This window comes from Gimesia benthica (assembly GCF_009720525.1).
In the GTDB taxonomy this organism is placed as follows: Bacteria; Planctomycetota; Planctomycetia; order Planctomycetales; family Planctomycetaceae; genus Gimesia; species Gimesia benthica.
In genome coordinates this window covers 1,168,302-1,188,030 of record NZ_CP043930.1, presented here as the reverse complement: position 1 = coordinate 1,188,030, position 19,729 = coordinate 1,168,302, and the positions used below count along the sequence as shown (strand labels likewise).

The 19,729-nt window shown below is 50.3% G+C and carries 18 protein-coding genes and 1 pseudogene; 12 read left to right on the top strand and 7 right to left on the bottom strand.

What is annotated here, in order from left to right:
- Positions 1–18 precede the first annotated feature (18 nt).
- Positions 19–309, top strand: a complete 291-nt coding sequence (locus F1728_RS04760) for a hypothetical protein (protein WP_155363130.1) — start codon at positions 19–21, stop codon at positions 307–309.
- Positions 310–340: 31 nt separating this feature from the next.
- Here the strand turns inward: F1728_RS04760 and F1728_RS32830 are convergent, their stop codons facing one another.
- Together F1728_RS32830 and F1728_RS04755 are read right to left on the bottom strand one after the other, a co-directional pair.
- Complete coding sequence (locus F1728_RS32830; protein WP_449267413.1) at positions 341–487, bottom strand: DUF7133 domain-containing protein; 147 nt, start codon at positions 485–487, stop codon at positions 341–343.
- Positions 438–833 carry a DUF7133 domain-containing protein gene (locus tag F1728_RS04755; protein WP_155363129.1) on the bottom strand — a complete coding sequence of 132 codons (396 nt, stop codon included), beginning with the start codon at positions 831–833 and terminating at the stop codon, positions 438–440. The genes F1728_RS32830 and F1728_RS04755 overlap by 50 nt, the downstream gene beginning before the upstream one ends.
- Positions 834–1,064: 231 nt before the next feature.
- On the opposite strand from F1728_RS04755, the gene F1728_RS04750 reads away from it, so the two are divergent.
- From F1728_RS04750 to F1728_RS04735, 4 genes are all read left to right on the top strand, one after another.
- A complete protein-coding gene (locus tag F1728_RS04750) occupies positions 1,065–1,601 on the top strand; it encodes a PH domain-containing protein (RefSeq protein WP_155363128.1) in 537 nt (178 codons plus the stop codon).
- A 668-nt stretch (positions 1,602–2,269) separates the two neighbouring features.
- Complete coding sequence (locus F1728_RS04745; RefSeq protein ID WP_155363127.1) at positions 2,270–3,166, top strand: coiled-coil domain-containing protein; 897 nt, start codon at positions 2,270–2,272, stop codon at positions 3,164–3,166.
- 485 nt (positions 3,167–3,651) lie between these two features.
- Entirely contained in the window at positions 3,652–4,284 is a 633-nt protein-coding gene (locus tag F1728_RS04740) for a hypothetical protein (protein WP_155363126.1), read from the top strand.
- Between the two features lie 63 nt (positions 4,285–4,347).
- Positions 4,348–4,713 (top strand): integrase core domain-containing protein, encoded by a 366-nt coding sequence (locus tag F1728_RS04735; protein WP_155363125.1) that lies wholly within the window; start codon positions 4,348–4,350, stop codon positions 4,711–4,713.
- 192 nt (positions 4,714–4,905) lie between these two features.
- On the opposite strand, the gene F1728_RS04730 is transcribed toward F1728_RS04735, so the two are convergent.
- The 3 genes from F1728_RS04730 to F1728_RS04720 all read right to left on the bottom strand — a co-directional run bounded on the left by F1728_RS04730 (position 4,906) and on the right by F1728_RS04720 (position 10,569).
- On the bottom strand, positions 4,906–6,219 hold the full coding sequence (locus F1728_RS04730) for a DUF1501 domain-containing protein (protein WP_155363124.1): 1,314 nt from the start codon (positions 6,217–6,219) through the stop codon (positions 4,906–4,908).
- Positions 6,220–6,303: 84 nt separating this feature from the next.
- Positions 6,304–10,044, bottom strand: a complete 3,741-nt coding sequence (locus F1728_RS04725; RefSeq protein ID WP_155363123.1) for a DUF1553 domain-containing protein — start codon at positions 10,042–10,044, stop codon at positions 6,304–6,306.
- Between the two features lie 153 nt (positions 10,045–10,197).
- On the bottom strand, positions 10,198–10,569 hold the full coding sequence (locus F1728_RS04720) for an STAS domain-containing protein (RefSeq protein ID WP_155363122.1): 372 nt from the start codon (positions 10,567–10,569) through the stop codon (positions 10,198–10,200).
- Positions 10,570–11,421: 852 nt separating this feature from the next.
- On the opposite strand from F1728_RS04720, the gene F1728_RS04715 reads away from it, so the two are divergent.
- From F1728_RS04715 to F1728_RS04685, 6 genes and pseudogenes are all read left to right on the top strand, one after another.
- Positions 11,422–12,798: an SLC13 family permease gene (locus F1728_RS04715; RefSeq protein ID WP_228030506.1), complete on the top strand. Its 1,377-nt coding sequence runs from the start codon at positions 11,422–11,424 to the stop codon at positions 12,796–12,798.
- Between the two features lie 47 nt (positions 12,799–12,845).
- Positions 12,846–13,163: a hypothetical protein gene (locus F1728_RS04710; RefSeq protein ID WP_155363120.1), complete on the top strand. Its 318-nt coding sequence runs from the start codon at positions 12,846–12,848 to the stop codon at positions 13,161–13,163.
- 619 nt (positions 13,164–13,782) lie between these two features.
- Complete coding sequence (locus F1728_RS04705; protein ID WP_155363119.1) at positions 13,783–14,091, top strand: hypothetical protein; 309 nt, start codon at positions 13,783–13,785, stop codon at positions 14,089–14,091.
- Between the two features lie 628 nt (positions 14,092–14,719).
- Positions 14,720–15,711: pseudogene (locus tag F1728_RS04700) on the top strand (DUF1559 domain-containing protein).
- 98 nt (positions 15,712–15,809) lie between these two features.
- On the top strand, positions 15,810–16,253 hold the full coding sequence (locus F1728_RS04690) for a carboxypeptidase-like regulatory domain-containing protein (RefSeq protein WP_155363116.1): 444 nt from the start codon (positions 15,810–15,812) through the stop codon (positions 16,251–16,253).
- Between the two features lie 648 nt (positions 16,254–16,901).
- On the top strand, positions 16,902–17,099 hold the full coding sequence (locus F1728_RS04685; RefSeq protein ID WP_155367309.1) for a cold-shock protein: 198 nt from the start codon (positions 16,902–16,904) through the stop codon (positions 17,097–17,099).
- 304 nt (positions 17,100–17,403) lie between these two features.
- On the opposite strand, the gene F1728_RS04680 is transcribed toward F1728_RS04685, so the two are convergent.
- The gene (locus tag F1728_RS04680; protein WP_155363115.1) at positions 17,404–17,886 is read right to left on the bottom strand and encodes a TspO/MBR family protein; all 483 of its coding nucleotides are present in this window, start codon (positions 17,884–17,886) and stop codon (positions 17,404–17,406) included.
- 53 nt (positions 17,887–17,939) lie between these two features.
- Entirely contained in the window at positions 17,940–18,224 is a 285-nt protein-coding gene (locus F1728_RS04675; RefSeq protein WP_155363114.1) for a sll1863 family stress response protein, read from the bottom strand.
- 480 nt (positions 18,225–18,704) lie between these two features.
- Between F1728_RS04675 and hflK the strand changes: the two genes are divergently transcribed.
- Complete coding sequence (gene hflK, locus F1728_RS04670) at positions 18,705–19,712, top strand: FtsH protease activity modulator HflK (protein WP_155363113.1); 1,008 nt, start codon at positions 18,705–18,707, stop codon at positions 19,710–19,712.
- Positions 19,713–19,729 lie beyond the last annotated feature (17 nt).

Here is a 19,729-nt window from a genome sequence, read left to right as displayed (position 1 = left end):
TTATCTGGAGTCAAGAAAATGGATCCTAAAAATCGAAAGCGTGCCTGGTGGATCATCACTTGTGGACTGATCCTGAAGTTCGGCAGCCCGGCCGTATTCCTGATCAATCTGGTTGAGCCGACAGAAACACTGGTGTTTCTGGGGCCGTACCTGCTTGGTACCGCGACCTACCTCTGGGGATGTAGTGCCTACGCCGTTGCCAAGAATCGCCATGCCGCCTGGGGGTGTGCAGGATTGTTCTGTGTCCTGGCACTTCCACTGTTAATTCGACTGAAAGTACATCACTCCGATTTGATTGTCCGGGCGTAATCGATAGTTGAATGGACTGAATCGGGTCCAGTCAGACACGAAAGCTCATGGCTGTCTGTCCAGCGCGCGACCGAAACACAAACACGCCGCCATCGTAACAGCAGACAGACGTCGGCCAGCTGCTCTGGTCAGCAAAGACAACACTCTTGTCCAAGCGACCATCGCCATCTTGCAGCATGCGAATGATGCCGGCGTACTTTTTGCCCCCTCTCCGGGTTCAGCTTGGTCGGCTCTTGAGAAAAGGGATACCCATGCATTTCCGCGACAAACATGCGACCATGTTCGTCAAAGCAGGCGTCCACGGGATCCCCGACACTTGGCTCCGCAGCCACCATTTCCAGTGTAAAGCCTTTGGCTAGTTTGAATGTATCCAGAGCCTTGTCCGGTGCAGTGGATGGAATGCGTGGCATGTCCTCTTTGGTCACTTTGCGACTGATTGTTTCCTGAGCATGGCAGTCGTGATCAGTCGTCAGAGTGAGCGATGCAATAATGAGCGCAAATGGCAGGAAGAACGAGTATTTCATAATGATTCCGGTAGGCTTGGTTTCTGATATTATTTCGGAGACCTGGAAATAATATATTGTAGTTTCAATGAATCTGGGAAGCTTGCATCTATACAAGAATTATAATGGCTGGGAACAACTCACTTCAAGGTATTGCAAATTGAGTCAGCGTTAATCACCGTGACCTAGCCCCCTTAACCGAGTCCACCTGAAATGTGGTAACATTTCAATTTTGGACATAGTTTAGGGAGTATGAAAAATGCCGAGAAAACGATTTACTGTTCATCCGACTTTCGTGGAACCGCAGCTAAATGGAGATTTTCGATGGTAACAATAATTCCATCTACACTTTCAAAGCGACTCAAAGTGTTGCTGGTCGGCAACCTGTTGATGGTCTTCGGAATTCTTTGCATCTCAATCGGTCTTTTGGGAGTAGGCAGCTGGACTGTAGTCGCATGTCTATCAGCAGTCTCGGTGAGCATTCTTTTACAGTTGGTCGCTATGATCAGAGGTCGCCCACGAGTCATTGTTACAGAGGATGGGTTTGTTTTCGAGAAACTATTTCAAAGAGATTCCTGGCGATGGGACGACATTGAGGGGCAATTCATTGTGATCAGTATTGGATGGGACAAGTTTGTGGGCTACAAGCTGAAACCCGAAATACTGGCCCTTAGCGGGAGGAAATCTATGTCTGCATGGTCCGGTTGTCATGGCATAGTGGGGGGCAACACGCTGGCAGGCACAACGGAGGAACTTGCGGATCTGCTGAACAAGGTAAAAGATCGTTAGGATTTGGATATGTAGTCTAAAAGATCGTCTGATCATTGCGAGAGATTATTAAAGGGGGCAGGGCTGAATGGCACTGTCATTTTCCGATTTGTCCGTACGTTGGTCTATGACAGAAAAAGATCTACAGTAAAATTATTTCTGTCTGGAGTTGGTCTATCTTTATAGGTGATAGATGCTGCTGGAACTCGTGGTGGTACTATTGAGTACTTTCAATGATATTCCGGTTTTCGTCCTTCTTTACGGGGAAACGGTGTTTTGAATTCGAATATGGGAAGAACGGATTCAGTTCAGCACGACTAGGTGTTCATCGAGCGTAATTTAGCAGATGTTCGCAATAACGAACGTTTATAAAATCTCTCAACCGTCCCGCTTGCAGAGTATAACCTCTCCTGCAGTCTGACCTGGTTGTGAAACCACAGAAATCGGGAGGAGGTCAACTGCGAGTTGTTCCTTAGCGTGGCGGAAGCTCACTGGTGGCTTGACTACAACCATCTTAGATTGCATAGTGCATTGGATTACCAGACCCCTGCGGCATTTGACGCGCAGTGTTCTTCTTCCGTTCAGCCTACGGCCTCACTCCAGAAGAACACCGGCCCCATGAACCCCGATTCTCTCACTCAGGCTGGTACTAAGATCGGGGCAATGTCACTTGATTAGGAATCGTCACCATGCGTGCTGTTGGATTATTCTTTGTTTGTGTTGTTTTGTTGCTGACTTCGACTGCGTATTCCCAAACAGGTCGCCAGAATGATGCACTCGTGCGTTATGCCCGGACTGCGGTTACAAGAACCGAGAAGGCGTTGTCGGACTTGCTTCGTTTTTACGATGCCGGTGGCGTTTCTCCAGACAAGGTGCGGGAAGTCCGCGAGGCATTGGCTGAATCGAAGATTCTGTTGGCTGAAGCAGAAGGAAACCAACGCGAAGTGGTCGCACAATTGCGGTTTTTGGTCGAGCAGGACAATGCCGCTTTGCAGCAATCGCGTAACGCGGCCGCTCAAGGAGCGATCAGCGCGGCTCAACTGGCGATCATTGAACAAGAAGCGGTTTATCGCCGCGTGCGTCTCGCGAATGCATCAGGGGACAAGCAGGCGCAAATCCGCGCATTGGGTCAATTGACTGCGACTGTGAAAATATCGGCGGAAGCAAACGCTCGGCTCTTCGCACAAAAACAGATCGACCGGGCCACATTACGCCGGTCGCAGAAAGAACTGGCCCAAGCCTATTACGAATTGGCAGTCGTCAACGACGATAAAGAGAGCGTGATCAAATACCTCGGAATCCTAGTCGCCTTAAATCAGGAAGAATTGCAGGCGTCCTACGGCAGATTGTCGCCAATAGCCATTGCCGATCTCAAACGTGTAACGATCGACTTGGAGGCTGAATTGGCCTTTGCGAATGGCAAGATGAGCGAGTACCAGAAAAAGCTTCAGACATTGGTGCAACTTGATCAACAGGCAGTACAGCGTTCGCGGTCCGGGGCACTCGGAGCATACGAAACGGCCCAGCGACAATTCGATTTGGCGGATTCACAAGCACGACTGGCGACGGCAAAGAAGGGCGAGTAGCGAGGCTGGAGCCACGAGAGACTAGATGTCGATCCGCCAATCGGTGTGGCATGGAATCGGAGTTTTGTGGCAGACTTCCGAGAATTTACAGTTTCTCAACTGAGACCGGGAGGTCTCTTATGCCAGGCAAGGCAGCCAAGGTGGTCATTGACCTGCCCCGTCACATACAAAACCCTCTTCTTAAAGACTTTTACTTGGGCTGATTCTGGGAGCCGTGAAACGAAAGGAGCTTACAAAAGTTCGAGCCTCTACGGTGATTTTGAGGTGACTCAAGGCTTTCGAACTTTTCTGGAATAGCTTAAGACAGCCGCGACACCGGTATCTAAGGTGAGCTACGTCAACTGTGCGGCCCTGCCGTCGTAGAAGGTTCCGCAGAGCACGGAAATAGGTCGTCCATCGAATGTGAACTGTGTCTCAGTGGGGGACAAATAAAATGACATCTCCTTATTTTACAGCATGTTACTACCGAGACCCATTTTACCACCATGATTCAACTTTTTCATCCACTGCTGACATTGATCGCTACTGCTTCCGACAGCCTGTTGGCTAAATACGTCCTCTATTTGAAAAATGAGAACCGGATTCTGCGGGACCGTATCCCTGGAGAGATTCATACAAAACCTCACGAACGTGCGCAGCTCCTGAAATATGGCAAGCCGCTCGGAACGGCGATCAACGAACTGATCACGATCGTCACTCCCGGCACCTTCCATCGCTGGGTACGGGAAGAGAAACGAAGCCGGAAGAAAAAGCTCATTGGTCGGTCAGGAAAGAGTGCCGTACTGCGAGAACTTGTTCTCAAGATCGCCCGTGAAACGGGGTTCGGCTACACTCGCATCCTGGGTGAACTTAGGAAACTCGGCATTTCCCGGATCTGTCGTCAGACGGTGAAAAATATCGTCAAGGAAGCAGGGATCGAGCCGAGTCCGAAACGAAGTACCGGCACCTGGGACCAGTTTCTCAAAACTCATTCGAAAACGCTCTGGGCATGTGATTTCTTTACGAAACGAGCCGTGACACCGCGGGGGCTAGTCGATTTATATGTGTTAGTTTTCATGCATCTTGAGACGCGTGAAGTCTTTGTGACACCCTCAACGCGAAGTCCGGCTTCTGCCTGAGTCACGAAACAGGCAGAAGCATTTGTAAACCACGTTGCCAACCGGGATGAGAGGCCAACCTGCCTGATCCATGATCGAGACACGAAGTTCTCAATTAGGTTCAAGCAGTTTCTAAAGAACAAAGGCATCCAGCCGAAGAGGCTACCGATCCGATCTCCCAATCTGAATGCCCGGGTCGAAAGGTTTGTGCAAACGATTAAATACGAAGCCCTGAATCATTTCATCGCATTTGGCAAGACGCATCTCGATTATCTAGTTTCGGAATTCGTTGACTATTACAACAAACATCGAGCGCACAGCTCACGAGAACATCTGCCGCCCTGTTGTGCCAATCAACCGCCGGAATTCGAGGTGATCAAGCTTAATGAGATCCATTGCGAGGAACATCTCGGCGGGCTGATCAAGTCGTATAAGCGGATTGCGGCGTAGATCAAATCAATAAGCAAGTGATTTCTTCATGCTGACCGTACGTGCGTTTTCTTCGAAAAGGTCGCAACCAACAGTCCTTCACGTCAGTTCTTGCACCAGATTTTGTTTTCAAAGATCAATAGGCTATGGGACTTAACGGGCGACAGTCTTTTTGTACCCAACGAATGTCCTGACAAATAGCAGGGCTATAGGCTATGCAAACAGTTCTTTGACAGGTAGACCGCCATCTGTAATGGGAATGGGTCTATCGTTGGCATAGAGATTCTTCGTGTAGTCGATCCCCAGAGAGGCGAGAATCGTGGCAAAGAAATCTGGGAGATCCACTGGGTTTTCGACGATTTTCTTGGAAAGCTCGTCGGTCACTCCCCATGCGCCACGGTGTGCCAGACCGCCGCCGGCGAGAACACAGCTGAATGCGGTTCCCTGATGTCCCCGTCCTCCGCCGCTGTCAAATTCCGGTGGACGACCAAATTCCGTCGTGATGACGATCAGAGTCTTATCCAGGAGTTTTTTCTGTTCGAGATCGGAAATCAAGGTTGCGACTGCTGTATCCATTTCCTGGATCAGTTTGTGCTGCTGCAAAATCCCCTCGTAATGCACATCCCAGCCAGCCCCGTTTAGAAAGTTCAGGTTATGCGAGACTTCAATGAATCGAACACCTCGTTCCACAAGCCGGCGGCTTAACAGACAGCGCTGACCAAATTCTCCACCGTACCTTGTTCGCAGTTCTGCTGGCTCTTTATCCAGTTGAAAGGCCTGATTAAATTCCGGCCCACTCAGCTTCAAACTTTGTTGAATAGCGGCTTCATAGTCGCGTACTTTCTGTTCGCTGGCTGCTTTTCCTTGTTTCTGTAAAACAGCCAGGAATGATTCTCGTCGCGCCTGTCGGTCAGATGTGATATGATCTGGTCGAGACAATCCTGCCGGACCTTCATTGGTATTGGTCAAATAGAGATAGCCATGGCCGGCCCCTAGAAAGCCTGGACCACGTGTCACATTCGGATAACCGATTAAGACATAAGGAGGAGCGCCGTCAGAGACCGCGCCTCGTTCGTGGGTTACCAACGAACCAAGCGAGGGATAGGTGACTGTACCACTAATAGAGCGACCGGTGTGCATGCGATTTGTGGCGGCAGCATGTTCGTCTATCGATTCATGATTGACCGTTCGCACAGCCGTAACACGATCCATCAGGGGAGCCAGCTTCTTAAGATGCTCACAAAGTTGCACACCCGGCACTGCGGTATCGATTGAGTCATAGTAGGCTCCCGCCTTCCTGGTCTTGGGATCTCCTTTTCGCTTGGGATCAAAGGTGTCAATCTGTCCCATCCCCCCGCCAAGCCAGATCGAAATCACATGCTCGGCTTTGCCGCGAATCAGTTTTGATGAGGTTTCACCCAGACTGAATTTTGAGGTCGCCAGTCCGCCCGCTAATGCCACTCCCGCGGCCAGGCACTCGCGTCGATTGAAAGAGGGTACCGCACATTGATTTTTTAATGATTGCATCTCGTAATGCCGTGTTTGAGGTCAGTTAAATCAAGAAATAATACTCAGAAACATCTCACAGGTCGAGAAAATGAATAGAGATCGCTAAGGAACCCAGACAAATTCCCGATGATTCATCAGACTCCAGATAATGTCTTCATAAACTTCCCGCCATTCGGGACGTAAACGCGGATCGGCTGGTGGCCCCTTACGGACACGTCGCTCCACCTTCTGCTGGATAGTATTAGCTTCCGGTCGCAAGTGGTTAAACCAGGTCACCTGCGGTAAGGGAGATGGTTCTTGAACAGGCACGATTTCGTCTGCCGGCAGCAGACGGGAATCAAACCCTTGAGCCAATGCGTTACTGAATGTATTCAGTTCTTCCTGGTTTGGGTGACGACATAGAAAACGAAGATATAACGCTTCAATGATTTCCTCAGACTTCCTGCTGTCGACAGCCAACTGGGCCAACTCACTTTGATCTGACACACGAATGAGGTTCATGGAAAGAGTACCGTTCGCCAATACTCCCGGTTGCAGTACATTCGGCTCCGTTTCGCGATGCATGATCGGTTTCTGACGAGATCCAGTCCAGCCGAACGCCTCCAGAACATCAGTGACGGTACGGGCATAAGGCAGAGAGAGGCTCGGCCGGTCTCGCTCATTCTTTAAATCCGCAAACATCCAGGCACGGCTGGGGCGTCCCAATGACAGACGATTGCTGACGTCTCGTTGACCATCGTGCACAAAGGTAAGTTCTTCAACGTCCAACTGTTTTCCGGTCGCGGTATGCATGGCATCAACAATCTGTTCCGCAGTCAGTCGGCGTTTCTCAGGAGCAGTAAAGAACCGCAGCGCTTCAGGTTTCGTTCCGTTGTTTCCAGTCGCTTCTCGCTGGTAAACTTGAGAAGTAACAATCAGGCGAATGACGTGCTTCAGATCATAGTCATGACTGATAAACTGGTGTGACAGCCAGTCCAGCATCTTCGGATGACTTGGTTTGCGGCCTTCCCAGTCATAAACTGGCTCCACCATTCCTGTCCCGATTAGCTGTTTCCACAAACGATTGACGACCACATAGGCAAAACGTTTGTTTTCCGGTGCAGTGATCAACGCAGCTAACCGTTCCCGCGTGTCCTGTGGGTTGTACATGAGCCTGTCAATTTTCGGACCATCAACGGCTCCGGTAACACTAGCAAACGGCCAGTCTGGCTGAATCGTTTCGTCCGGCTTCAAAGTGACCCGAATCAGAGACTCTCTGGCTTTCTTTTCAAAGAATGCATCAGGCACGCGGCTGGTCGAGGGGACCGTCAGAGGTTTACGGTTCAGCATCGCAGCCAGTGAGAATAAATCGCGCTGAGTCGTGCTGTGATAGGGGGAGTCGTGGCAGCGTGCACACTGAAGTTCGATTCCCAGAAATGCGGACGCGATGATATGCCCTTTGGCAGCAAAAGGCGAATCATTTTCTGCAGCAATTGCAAAACCGGCGCTGCCACCTTCATGCGGACTGCCGCGCATCAGTAAAAGTTCCGTCACGATTCTGTCGAATGATTTATTATCGCGTAAGGCATCATACAGAAACCAGCGAAAGGGGCCTGTGCTGTTCAGCGAGGCATTCAGTAAGGTCGGATTCTCAGCCAGTAAATCCATCCAATAACTGACCCAATGGTCAGCAAGGCGGTCGTCTTCCAGCAGCCGGTCAATCAGTTGGTTGCGTTTGTCCGGATCGAAATCTTCCAGAAACTGCCGAACTTCAGCCAAGGTCGGCGGGACTCCCACGGTATCGAGATAAATCCTCCGCAGAAATGCTTCGTCGTTGATGACGGGGGCCAACGCCACTTCGGAGGCCTCCAGTGGAACGGCAGGCCAGATCGCCCCCTGTTGAATCCACTTCTCCAGTTCTGCGATCTGTTGCTTGCTCAGGCCATTTCCAGTCGGAGGCATACGAATGCTTTCGTCTTGTGCTCGAATGCGTTCCACTAGCTCACTGGCTGAAATATCACCGGGAACAATCGCCGGGATTTCGGAATCGCCTGCCTTCAATGCATTCTCTCTGGTGTTCAGTCTTAATCCGCCTTTATCTTTGTCTCCATGGCAGCGGAAGCAATTCTCTTGCAGGAGTGGCAGAATTGTTTTGTGAAAGTGTTCTGCCTGACTGCGATCGGTGGCCGAAGATTCTAAGAGTGCTTTGTCAATCTTGCTGACCAGGAAGCGATCAATCGGGTGGTTGATCGCAGAATCCGCAACGGTGGGAATTTCCGGAGCAGGGTGTTGTGACGCCCATGCTCGGGCGGCAGCATGTCGTGTCTCCCAGAAGTCATCCTGACTCGTAGCTGCCTTCAGTCGGGTCTCGTCTTCCAGTCGAGAGATCGCAGCCTCTATTTGTGACAACACGGGATTAATGGCGGCGTCGGTTAGGGGAAGCGCATCCTGGTGTTGAGGTCGAATGACTGCATAGGATTTTCCGTTGTCCGTCTGAATTGCCACGCAGACTTCACCTGTTTCAGTGCGCAGGTTCTTTCCACCGGTTACCAGTTCCAGCACCACGCGACAGAGTCGGGTTTTGCCTTTATCATCATCAGGGATTGTTATCTCTCCAAAGACTTCCTGCATCCGATACCCCTTCACTCGGACACCGGGCAACGGGGGCTCGGCCAGTGGCGTGATTGGTTCTTCACCATTGGGAGGACGATATGTGAGCGCTTTTGTGCGTGCCACAACCTTGCCGTCAATCCATAATCGCCCCAGAGCACGAGCTCTCAGTAAGAGCCGATGTTTTCCTGGCTCCAGTTCCACATCTGCAGCCATGCGAACCAGCAGCGGCGCTTTCCAACTGGATCGAATGCCCCAGGCATCATAACGCAATGGAATTCGCGGGAGCAGAAATTCATTCCCCAGCCAGCGGGAGGTTTCCTTTGGCCATTTCTCGCCTTCATTCAACCAGCGGTCAGAGGCGGGCATGCTTTCGGAAAATGTGACCAGAACCTGCCCCGGTGGAACATTGGAAATCTCGGGCATGATTTCGGGCGCAGGTCCCACGGTGCGCGGGCCGCCGAGTCGATGGAAATGCGATGCGATGACGTTGTTACTTAATCTGGTTCGATAGACTGCAATCGTATCCAGCCAGCCGTTAAAGCTGTTGCTGGTATTGCCGCCCATGGATGATCCGATCCAGATCTGATCGTTATCAACTACGGGAGCCACTTTGGTTGCTCCCTGCAGATCCCATATGCCGTCAGTGGGTCGACCGTCAATCCAGCCTTGAATAGAATCGGGTTGACCAAATCGATAAGTCACCGCGATATGATGCCAGCCGGTTACTACGGCAAATCCTGATTTTGATGTCCAGCGATGCCAGTTGGGGCCTTTGGAACCGGGGGAGGCAGGTGTTGCGAATAAGAAGCCGAGTTTCACGGCATCTCCGGCACCAACCACGCGCAGTGCCCAGTTCTGATTGTCAGGCGCAACATGCGGAGAGTGAGTCCGTCCTTTCCCGATGACATACATCGGCTGTCCATTTCGAATTTTCTCAACCTTAACCCAAGCTTCAACTGTAATGGTATCGCCATTAGTAAAGTCGAAAATACTTTTGTCCCCGGGATCTTGGACAGCAATGTATGCCCCCTTACCATCAAGGTGGACCGCCGTGTTATCTTTTGTGAAGTCTGGAAACTCAGGCGGAACAGGACCGGCCTGATCGCGGGTCACGTTGCCATGAATGGATAAGGAAGTCGATTCTTCAGTCGAGAAATCCCATCTGGCGACTGGCGCTGCCTCATCGGCATGCAGTGGGCACGCATGGTGGGAAGTCAAGCTTAGAATCAGTAAAAGTCGCGTCCAGTACATACCTGATAATTTCCTCAATAACTTATCATGGTCACAACAGTAGTGACTTGCCCCCGAGGATGACACCAGTCACAAGACTAAGTGTTGTGTCGTTTTGACCTTGCCCCTTAAACCGGGTGCATGTTCTTCGTCTAAAAAATAGAAATCAGAGGTTTATAAATTTGTGGTGATGGAGTCGATGGCTTCTTCCCGGGTATCAAATAACGGCCAGAGAGTCCCTACTCTGATGCACTTGAGAATGTTTTGCATATTCTCAGAGGCATTGCAGCAGAAGGCCTGTCCCCCAGTCTGTCTGGCCTGCTGCAGGTAACGAATGATCGAGTTGATGATGACTGAATCTAGATAATCAACTTTTGAAAGGTCGATGATCACATTCTTAATTTCTGGAGAGTTGAAGAGTCTTAATACCTTGTTGGATTCAACCTGGACGTTGCTGTAGTGAAATTGCAGCGTCGATCCCAGGGGAATCACAATCAAATTTGGAGTACTCAGTTCAACCTCAAATACTTCAAAGTTCTCTAGCATCAATCAGGGCCCGCTTGCTTGAAGAGTTTCAGGGTCTGGGGGATCATAATCTCAGATTGATCTAAAAATCGCCTCTATTCTCTCTGCAGAGTGTGATCAATTACAATGAAATAGCCGGTTTGAAATGAAAAAACTGACCTATTTTGATGAATTGGTCATAGAGGCAGATTTTCAGCCAGCGTCTATCTTTACATCTCCTTCGGAGGGAGCCTGGAACCGATCCAGCCTCGCCTCCTCCCCTATGATAATAATATACTAACAACACTTCCCCGCGTCTAATTCGTATGGATTATTCGCCACCTTGGCCGTCTACCAGCCCAGCGATCCGGGAGCGGGGCCTATCGGAGTATTTTCCAGTGACCAGCGTTTGTTCTGAACAGCCCAAAGCGGATACGACACCACGGGCACATTCTCGCAGTTCCCAGTTTTGCTCCGCTTCCAGTCAAGTTCATTGGGTGGAGCTCGGCCATGTCGATCTGGGTCATGGCCGAGTTCAAGCCTAACAGGAGATAGAGCTTGATCCCTGGGCTGGCTTCAGATCTCTCTGCAGGTGGCTTTGACCTGCCCCCTTAACCGCATCCAGAACTTGATATACTAATCAGGATTCTGGACCAATTGAGGACGCGAATATGCCCCCCAGCGTCATTCATCCGAACAAATCATTACCAAACGCCGTGAAGCGAAATTTCATCTCGCCCAGGGGATGATGATTCCCCTGATGGTCCAGAAACCCTTTACACTTCATCAGCAAATCATTTGCTGGTAGAATGTGCAGCGCAACGCTGACAAAGTAAATGTGAGTTGTTGTCTGGTGAAGTCTCGCCATACTAATTTGCTGGAAAGGGCCTGGAATTGTCTTCGCGTAGGGTTTCCTGGAAGAACGTAGTATTCTCGGCAGCTGCGTTGGTAGCCCTGGTATTGTTGATCGTGGAGTCCCCCTTGGGAATGGACGGGCCGTCAAAAGCTGCCGGTGTCGTGCTGGTGATCGCAGCGACGCTTTGGATCACTGAAGTTGTGCCACTGTTTGTAACAAGTTTAGTGGTACTGTTCTGTTGTCTGGTTTGGGTGCGGCCAGTCTTGGAGCAGAGTGGAAATCCCGTCGAGGCAACCAAATTCCTGGCCCCTTTTTTCTCGGATATCATTTTGCTGTTTCTGGGCGGTTTCGTGCTGTCCTCTGCATTGCATAAGTATCAATTAGATCATCGGATCGCCCTCGCCATCATCACACGGACGGGACGCTCCATCCCGCGGTTGTTGTTCGGCGTCATGCTCTTGACGGCTTGCCTGTCGATGTGGCTGAGTAACACGGCAACCGCGGCGACAATGTTGGCATTGTGCCTGCCGTTCATTCGCAGTCTGCCACCAAATGACCGGTATCGTCAAGCCTTGCTACTGGGTATCGCGTTCGCCGCAAATCTGGGTGGACTGGGAACACCGATTGGCAGCCCACCCAATGCGATCGCCTTGCAATACATGCGTCAGGCCGGGCTGGCACCACAGTTCTGGATGTGGATGCTTATCGGCGTTCCGGGAGTAGTCGTGATGTTGACTCTGACGTGGGCATTGCTGCTCTACCTGTTTCGCGGGCAGCAGCGCGAGGTCGAGGTTGCAGCAGATCAGCCAGTCAACGGGTTGAATAAACGGTCATGGATCGTCATTGGAGGGACCCTTGTGACGATCGCGGGCTGGATGACGACCGAGTCGCATGGATATTCGGCTGGTACTGTCGCGTTGGTTCCGCTGGTCCTTTTTTTCGGTTTGAAAATATTGTCTGTCGAAGACCTTCGTGCCTTGTCATGGGACGTGTTGCTGTTGATGGGGGGCGGAGGTTGTCTTGGCGTGGCGATTGACCTCAGTGGTTTGGATGATTGGATCATTGGCAATATTCCATTGCATGATTCCAGCGTGTTTACCGTGATGGTGGCATTCGGATTACTGGCAATTGTGATGTCGTCCGTGATGAGTAACACCGCAACTGCAAACCTGCTCTTGCCGATCGTTATGGGTTTGGCCATCTCCAGCGTCACGCCCGTTATGATTGGTGTGGCTTTTGCCTGCTCGTTGGCAATGCCGCTGCCAATTTCGACTCCCCCGAACGCAATGGCGTTTGGAACTGGCGAGTTGAAAACAATCGACATGCTCAAACCTGGCTTGGTGATCGCGGTCGTCGGAGCGATGCTGGCATTTTCGACAGGCTATTGGTGGTGGGACATCGTTGGTTTGTTCTAAATTATTGTGTCGCATGAGTTGACCATTCAATAAGAGAGGCTGTTGCAATGGAAGTTCACATTCAGAAATGTCAGGAGTGCCAGTCCACGGATGTATGCAACATGCTCGTGAGTGAACCAGGTCAGCCGCAAACCGTTTATGTAAAGTGCGCATCCTGTGGTCAACTGGTCGCACGTTTCCTGTTGAGTGACTACTACCATCATGGCAAGGGAATTGAATCGTGGCTGCGATCCCTGGGGCCAGCCGCGTTCGAGAGTGGTCGAGATTTTCACGATGAATTTAGTCGGGTCCAAACAGCCGCCCTGACAGGCTTTGAGGCAGCGTGTCGACGACTTGAGGAGCAGAAGCAAGTCGAACCGCCGTAGAGTGGCCAGTTTCAACTATGGCGATGTCAAAAAGCATCTCAGAGAAACTCAAGGACTTCGATTTTCCGAGACCACATGCTATACACCGGCTCGTTGAAATTACGTTCTGATGCCTCATCTATTTGCGAGAGCATTTTCGGTTGAACACTGTAGTGCGGGCGATCGGTTGGCTTCCCCCAGGAATGAGACCGTCCACAAGACTCAGAGTTTTCTAGTGTAAATGGCTATTGCACTCTTGTGCAGAAGTTGAAGGATGAAATCGCAAATGTAGATTAAGAGCTGCCCACGGCAGTTAGTAATTGCTGAGATTACACATTCGAAGATACTGGAGAGTGGCTCATAATATTTGTCGCACAGGGGTTTGACCTGCTGCCGGGACGGCTCTCTGTCTGAATTATTACTGAAAATGTGTTATCTATTTTGCCAGCTGTGTAGCGACAGTCAAATATTTTACGGCAACGGCCGTATTACATGCGATGTCCCAGGCATCGTCCGCGAAAAACTGCAACAGCAGACCTCCGCTTTCCCGGCACATCGCAACCGGCCTTCTCTGACGAGGTGAATCAGAAAAATCTTGCAGAATCAGCAAGCGTACTTCTCACAAAAGATTTAAGCCGCGATGATTCTGGCCTGGAATGCCCGCGACGCCAGCCGCCCCGTTAAGGCCAGCTGTCTCTCTATCGGGCCGGTAAGAATGATCCAACTCCCCGGCGAAACGCTCGTCGAATATCAGCTGTTCGTCCAGAACAAAACCCCCGACCACTTCGTCGTCGTAGCCGCCTACAGCGAATGCGGCATGTGGTACATTCGTTTCGACCAGATCTCCAAGGGCCGCGGCGGTTACGAACAGACCTTGGTCCTTCGGCGGCTCCGCAGAGCTAGAGCTAAAACAGATGATCGCCAGTTTCCTGAAGTAAACGAAATCTGAAATCACTGGCATTAGCTTAAGACGTTGAGCAGTGGTCACTCATCTTTTCCGGGAAAGAAGCTCATCAAGATCGGGGCCAGGCTGACACGCCAAGCCGGGGATGTGACGTTCCAACTAGCCGAAGTGGCTACGCAAAGGAGATTGCTCGCCGCGATTCTTGATCGGAATGAACGTTTGGTTAGTCCGCCGCCGACAACCTCTCGAGGTCTGAATTGAACAGGTGGGCTTAAGTGTACTCAGCTCCTCAAGGAACTCTACACGCCGAAATCAGTTTTCGGTCCGATGGGGTGCAGTTTGGACGCCGCCCAGCCGAGCCTCGAGACTCCCGGTCGCAAAAAGGTGCCAAAAACTTGGCAGAAGCTAGACTCAGGGGGGGGCGTACTGTTATTATCAGTAAATAAATATACATGGATCGGTTTCACTCTCGCCCCCAATTGGAGATCCCGGTCTAAGTGAGAGAGTCCTACCTGCTAATTGAGAGAGTCCTACCTGTAGTGAGTCCTGCCTTTATTTACTGCAAAATCATCATTTAGCACAAACTAATGATTAATTATCTTCAGAAAATGCCAGGGACTTTGCGCTTGAATCCCTCTTTTTTGGATGTTCATGATCTTATTGAGGGAATTCTATGCGAAATATGAGACAATCCAGACGTGGTTTTACATTAATTGAGCTGTTGGTGGTGATTGCGATCATTGCCATCCTGATTGCTTTACTTTTACCAGCCGTTCAGCAGGCACGCGAAGCAGCCAGACGTAGCACCTGCAAAAACAATATGAAGCAAATTGGCTTGGCTCTCCATAACTACCATGATGCATTTAACAGTTTCCCCATTGGGGCTCAATTTCAGCGTTCGGGAGCAAACTGGCGCGTTGGGATTCTACCTTATATTGATCAGGCACCCGCTTACAATCTGGTCAATTTCAGTGGAAGTTTTTGGGCACATTCAAGTTTACAGCCTGTATTCCGAACATTGCGAGTGCCTATTTACGTTTGTCCTTCCAGTCCGCATGGAATGGTCAATGCTGAAGTCGCGTTAGCAAATGAAAGCATGGTGATGGACTATGTTGGAATCGCTGGCGCAACCCCAGATCCAGCCAGTCGAACAACGGTTTGTACGGGAGATGTGATTGGCGGCGGCGCCTACTGCAATAATGGATTACTGGCGATCTATTTTTCCAAACGTATGCGAGATTGCACCGACGGAACAAGTAATACTATTGTCATCGGGGAACAATCTGGAAATGTAAATGGTAGAGAAGAGAGTGCAAATCCTTTGGGGGGGTGGCACGGTTGGGTCAACAACTCAGTCAACGGGGCGATTTTATCTAATAATGGAAATCTCGTAATGGAAATCTCGCTGCCGTGCCAACAACGAATGGTTATGTCGGGGGAGTGACAACAGTCAGACATCCGCCCAATGCCTTTTCGAATACGAGTGCCCATGCCAGTGCGAGCAGTGAATATGAAGTGAATACCGTGTTGAATTCATTTCATACAGGAGGGATTCATGCGTTATTGGCCGACGGTGGGGTACGGTTTATCTCCGATAATATCGACATGTTCACGTTAAGAAAGCTTGCTGTGAGAGATGATGGCCAGGTCATCGGCGAGTTTTAAGCGGACGTGTTTAAATAATGACAAAGAACCCCCGTTGCCTGCAGCGGGGGCCTTTTTTTAGCCATCATTTTGTGAGTGAGAACCCCAAAGGATTTTCGATGAAATTTTTTCTAAGCCAAAACAAATTGCATAGATTGTGTTTTTTGTGCTTGCTCTGTTCAACTGTTTTAGTGGGATGTAGCCAAAGTCCCAGTGACGACAAACAGCGTAGTGGAGTGACTATTTCAATTAGCTTTGCAGGAGAACCCGTAACGACCGGTTCAGTGAATCTGGAAAATAGTGAGACAGGAGAAAGCGGCGGGGGAGAACTAAACGCAGACGGAAGTGTAACGATTTCCAATATCGTACTGGGAAACTATACCGTGACAATCTTACCACCCGATCCGGACCCTGTACCTCCTGAGCCAGGTCAGCCTGCTAAAAAAATGGAAGTCTATAAGAATATTCCCGAGAAATTTCGGAACCGCAAAACCAGTCCGCTTAAAGTGGAAGTTAAAGACGGGGAAAATGAATTTCAATTTGACCTCAAAACGGCGGGTTAATTAACAATTCGTGTAGATCAAATTGTTTACTTTACTGGGGGCACTAATTCGTCATTGCCGTCGATGGAATATTCTGTACTGAGTTTGGAGCACAGAAAATGATTCATCCATCGAGTACGATAGCCCAGGACTGGCGGTCGCATTCCCGGATGGCAATAACGGACGGCAATATAAGTGGCGAAAAACGATTGCTGGAAGTGGTTTCAAGCTGATCCGTAGAGTAAGTGCGGCATGTGTTACATCGGCCCCGATCAGATCTATCAGGACCGCAGCTGCTACGAACAGATCAGGTCCTTCGGCGGCCCCGTCGACATAGATCTCAGACAGATAGATCTCTAACACTTTCACTCATGAATCCGGTGACGAGACTGGCACCGGACAGATCACTCCACGAGAACCCAAAACCCGCTCGGATCGACATGCAGAGCCACAACGGGACATTCATCTCCTGGAAGCCAGGCTCAATGATGACCTGCAAACTGAAGAAGTTGCAGTCAGAAGCCGCCTTAAAGATTACTCAGGAATTGACTTTGAACATATGATTGTGTACTATTATGTCTTCCTGATCGATGATTTTTTGGGCTTTGAAGATGTATTTATTGCTGCATGTGTTCAGGATGATTTTTGAGTGAAGCGAAAGAAGAAGTAATGACTGAAGGTACTATTAAGAGGGTTGTTGACAAGGGGTTTGGATTCATTGACAACGGAACTGGAACAGATATGTTCTTCCACATGTCAAATCTTGAAGGAATCCGGTTCGATGATCTTCAAGAAGGTCAACGTGTTGAGTACACTGAAGGACAAGGTCCTAAGGGCCCACGTGCTGAGAACGTTCGAGCTATCTGAGCTCCAACCCCATGATGAAGTCTGACTGGGGTTGTCGTCAATGACCTGCAATGCCTTATCAGAGTGATCACAGAAGCCGGTGAGAAATCGTCGGCTTTTTTTATGCGCCTCGACTTCCTGCTGATCAACATGAGTTTTGTTATCGGGCCGGCATGGGCTGAAAAATCGTTGTCGTCTCGGTACATTACTATTCTGCAAATTGGGGGCTTGCAATACATTTGTTGTACAGGGCGACAAGGCTTGAGACAAAACGCTAACTTTTCAAAGCTGTGCGTTCCCGGAATGGTTGGGATCTCGCCGCACTTTACCCGGCGTTCAATCTCCAGATCGTGAAGTTCAACACGCTGGCGAAGCTGACCCAGGCAAGATACGGCACCATCAGCCAGCCGGCGACGCTTGAGTATCGAAAGAATGTAACAGTCGTCGCAGTGACAGCAAGCCAGAGGATTACGATCTCCGCAAACGCCCAGCCGGGTTCATGCATGCCGAAGAAGATCCATGACCAGGCAACATTCAAGCTGAGTTGTCCTGCGAACAGCGTGAGAGGCATCCTCGCGGCCTTTACCCCTTCCGGTTTCCAGACCATCCAGGCTGCGATCGCCATCATCAAGAAAAGCGTAGTCCATACTGGGCCAAAAACAGAGTCAGGTGGATTCCACATCGGCTTCTCGATGGTCTTGTACCAGCCCTCGATCTCGGGCGTGGTTGCGATGGCTCCCAGACCGCCCGCTCCCAGACAGACAACGATAAAGACCACGAGGCCGGTCCAGCGAGCGCGTTCGGTCATACTGTTTCCTCCCTTTTGGGATCGAGGTATTGCGATTGATTCACGTGGCAATCCTATTGAAAATGAGAGGATGCTCGCTCAAAGCCGGCCTGCAAGTCGGAGAACGCCTTCTCTGCGCTGCTTTTGAGATCTTCCCAGGCTTGTTCCCCCGCGGATTGCAGCTCGTCCAGCTTACTCTGGGCTTCGTTCCGCTGTTGACGTAACTCGTTCAGGCGTCTCTCGTAGCTGATTTTCGTGTTGGCCTCTGCCTCTCGTGCTTTGGCCTCCCACTGATCCAGCTTAGCGTTCCATTCGTCTATTTGGGCTTTGAGTTTCTCCACATAGGCGTCACGGGACATATTTCGACTCCAGTTGATTTGTGTGAATTAAAGACACCTCTAATCATTCTAGCCATTTACCGAGATTAATCGAGTCAACCGCGGGGGACGATGTTGTGAGTGCCATATGCTATGTTGCTGAAACGTATTGTCAGCGATTTGTCAGGACTTTCCAGAAATATTCCCGCAGGGTCTTAACCTCCCTTCGAGGTCATATAATCAAAAAGGTTCCAATTCCGTACCAACACGAGGAAACTGAGGCAGATTAGCCTACGTCCGATCCCCAGCATGCCGTACACTCCGAAGAGGCCGGCATAACGGTGCAGGGTGGATTCAGCCGTGTATGCGATCATGATAAACAGCCCGGTTTGCAATCCCGTTAATGTGAACTAGACTAGAGGAATGTCGAAAGTATTTGTTACCTGATCGATCTTCCAGTACTGGTCATTGTTTCGTACCGTTCTCTCTCGATCAGACTGTTTTAAAGAAAGTATCTCTGCCATGCGTCATTCCGGAGAGCGAAGTCAGTTCGATGAATGGTTGGCTGACATCGACGTATCGCGCGTCATGTGGATTATCCTGTTTGTCATCCTGGGGCTGATCATCGCCTGGGGCATTTTCACATCCTATTATACTGTTCAGCCGGAAGGTCAAGCCGTGGTCAAGCGGTTTGGCAAAGTGATCGCAATCAAAGATCCGGGCCTGCATTTCAAACTCCCCTTCGGCATCGACGAGCAGGAATTCGTGCCTACGGCGCGCGTGCTTAAACAGGAATTCGGTTTTCGGACCGCCGCCCAGGAAGGAACTTCTGCCGTTTATCGTAAATCCGAAGAGCATCGCGATGAATCGCTGATGCTGACCGGTGATTTGAAAGTTGTCGACGTGGAGTGGGTCGTGCAATACCGCGTGGACGACCCGGACAAGTATCTGCACCGGGTGGAACAGGTCGACAAGACGATTAGGGATATTTCCGAAGCAGTGATGCGGAGAATTGTCGGCAATAACCTGGGAAGTGACGTTTTGACGATCAAGCGTGTCGAAATCGCCTTGAACGCCAAGGAAGAAATCCAGCATCTACTCGATTCCTTCGACATGGGAGTCCGGATCGGAACCGTAGAATTACAGGATGTAAACCCACCTGATTCAGTCAAACCAGCATTCAACGAAGTCAATCAGGCCGAACAGGAGAAGGAGCAACTGATCAACGAAGCCGAGAAAAAGCAGAATCAGCAAATCCCGGCCGCACGGGGTAAGGCGAAGCAGGTTGTCGCGACGGCGGAAGGTTATCGGGCTGAACGTGTTAACGGGGCGCTGGGGGAGACCTCCCGCTTCAAAGCAATCCTGAAAGAATACAAGGTTGCACCAGAAGTGACACGGCGACGAATGTATCTGGAAACACTCGATAAGGTGCTCCCCTCGCTCGGCAAAATTTATATCATTGAACCTGGAGGACAATCGCCCATTCCACTGCTTAATCTGGACAAGAATAACCCTGTCCAGAATCGCTAACGCAAATTACCCTTATT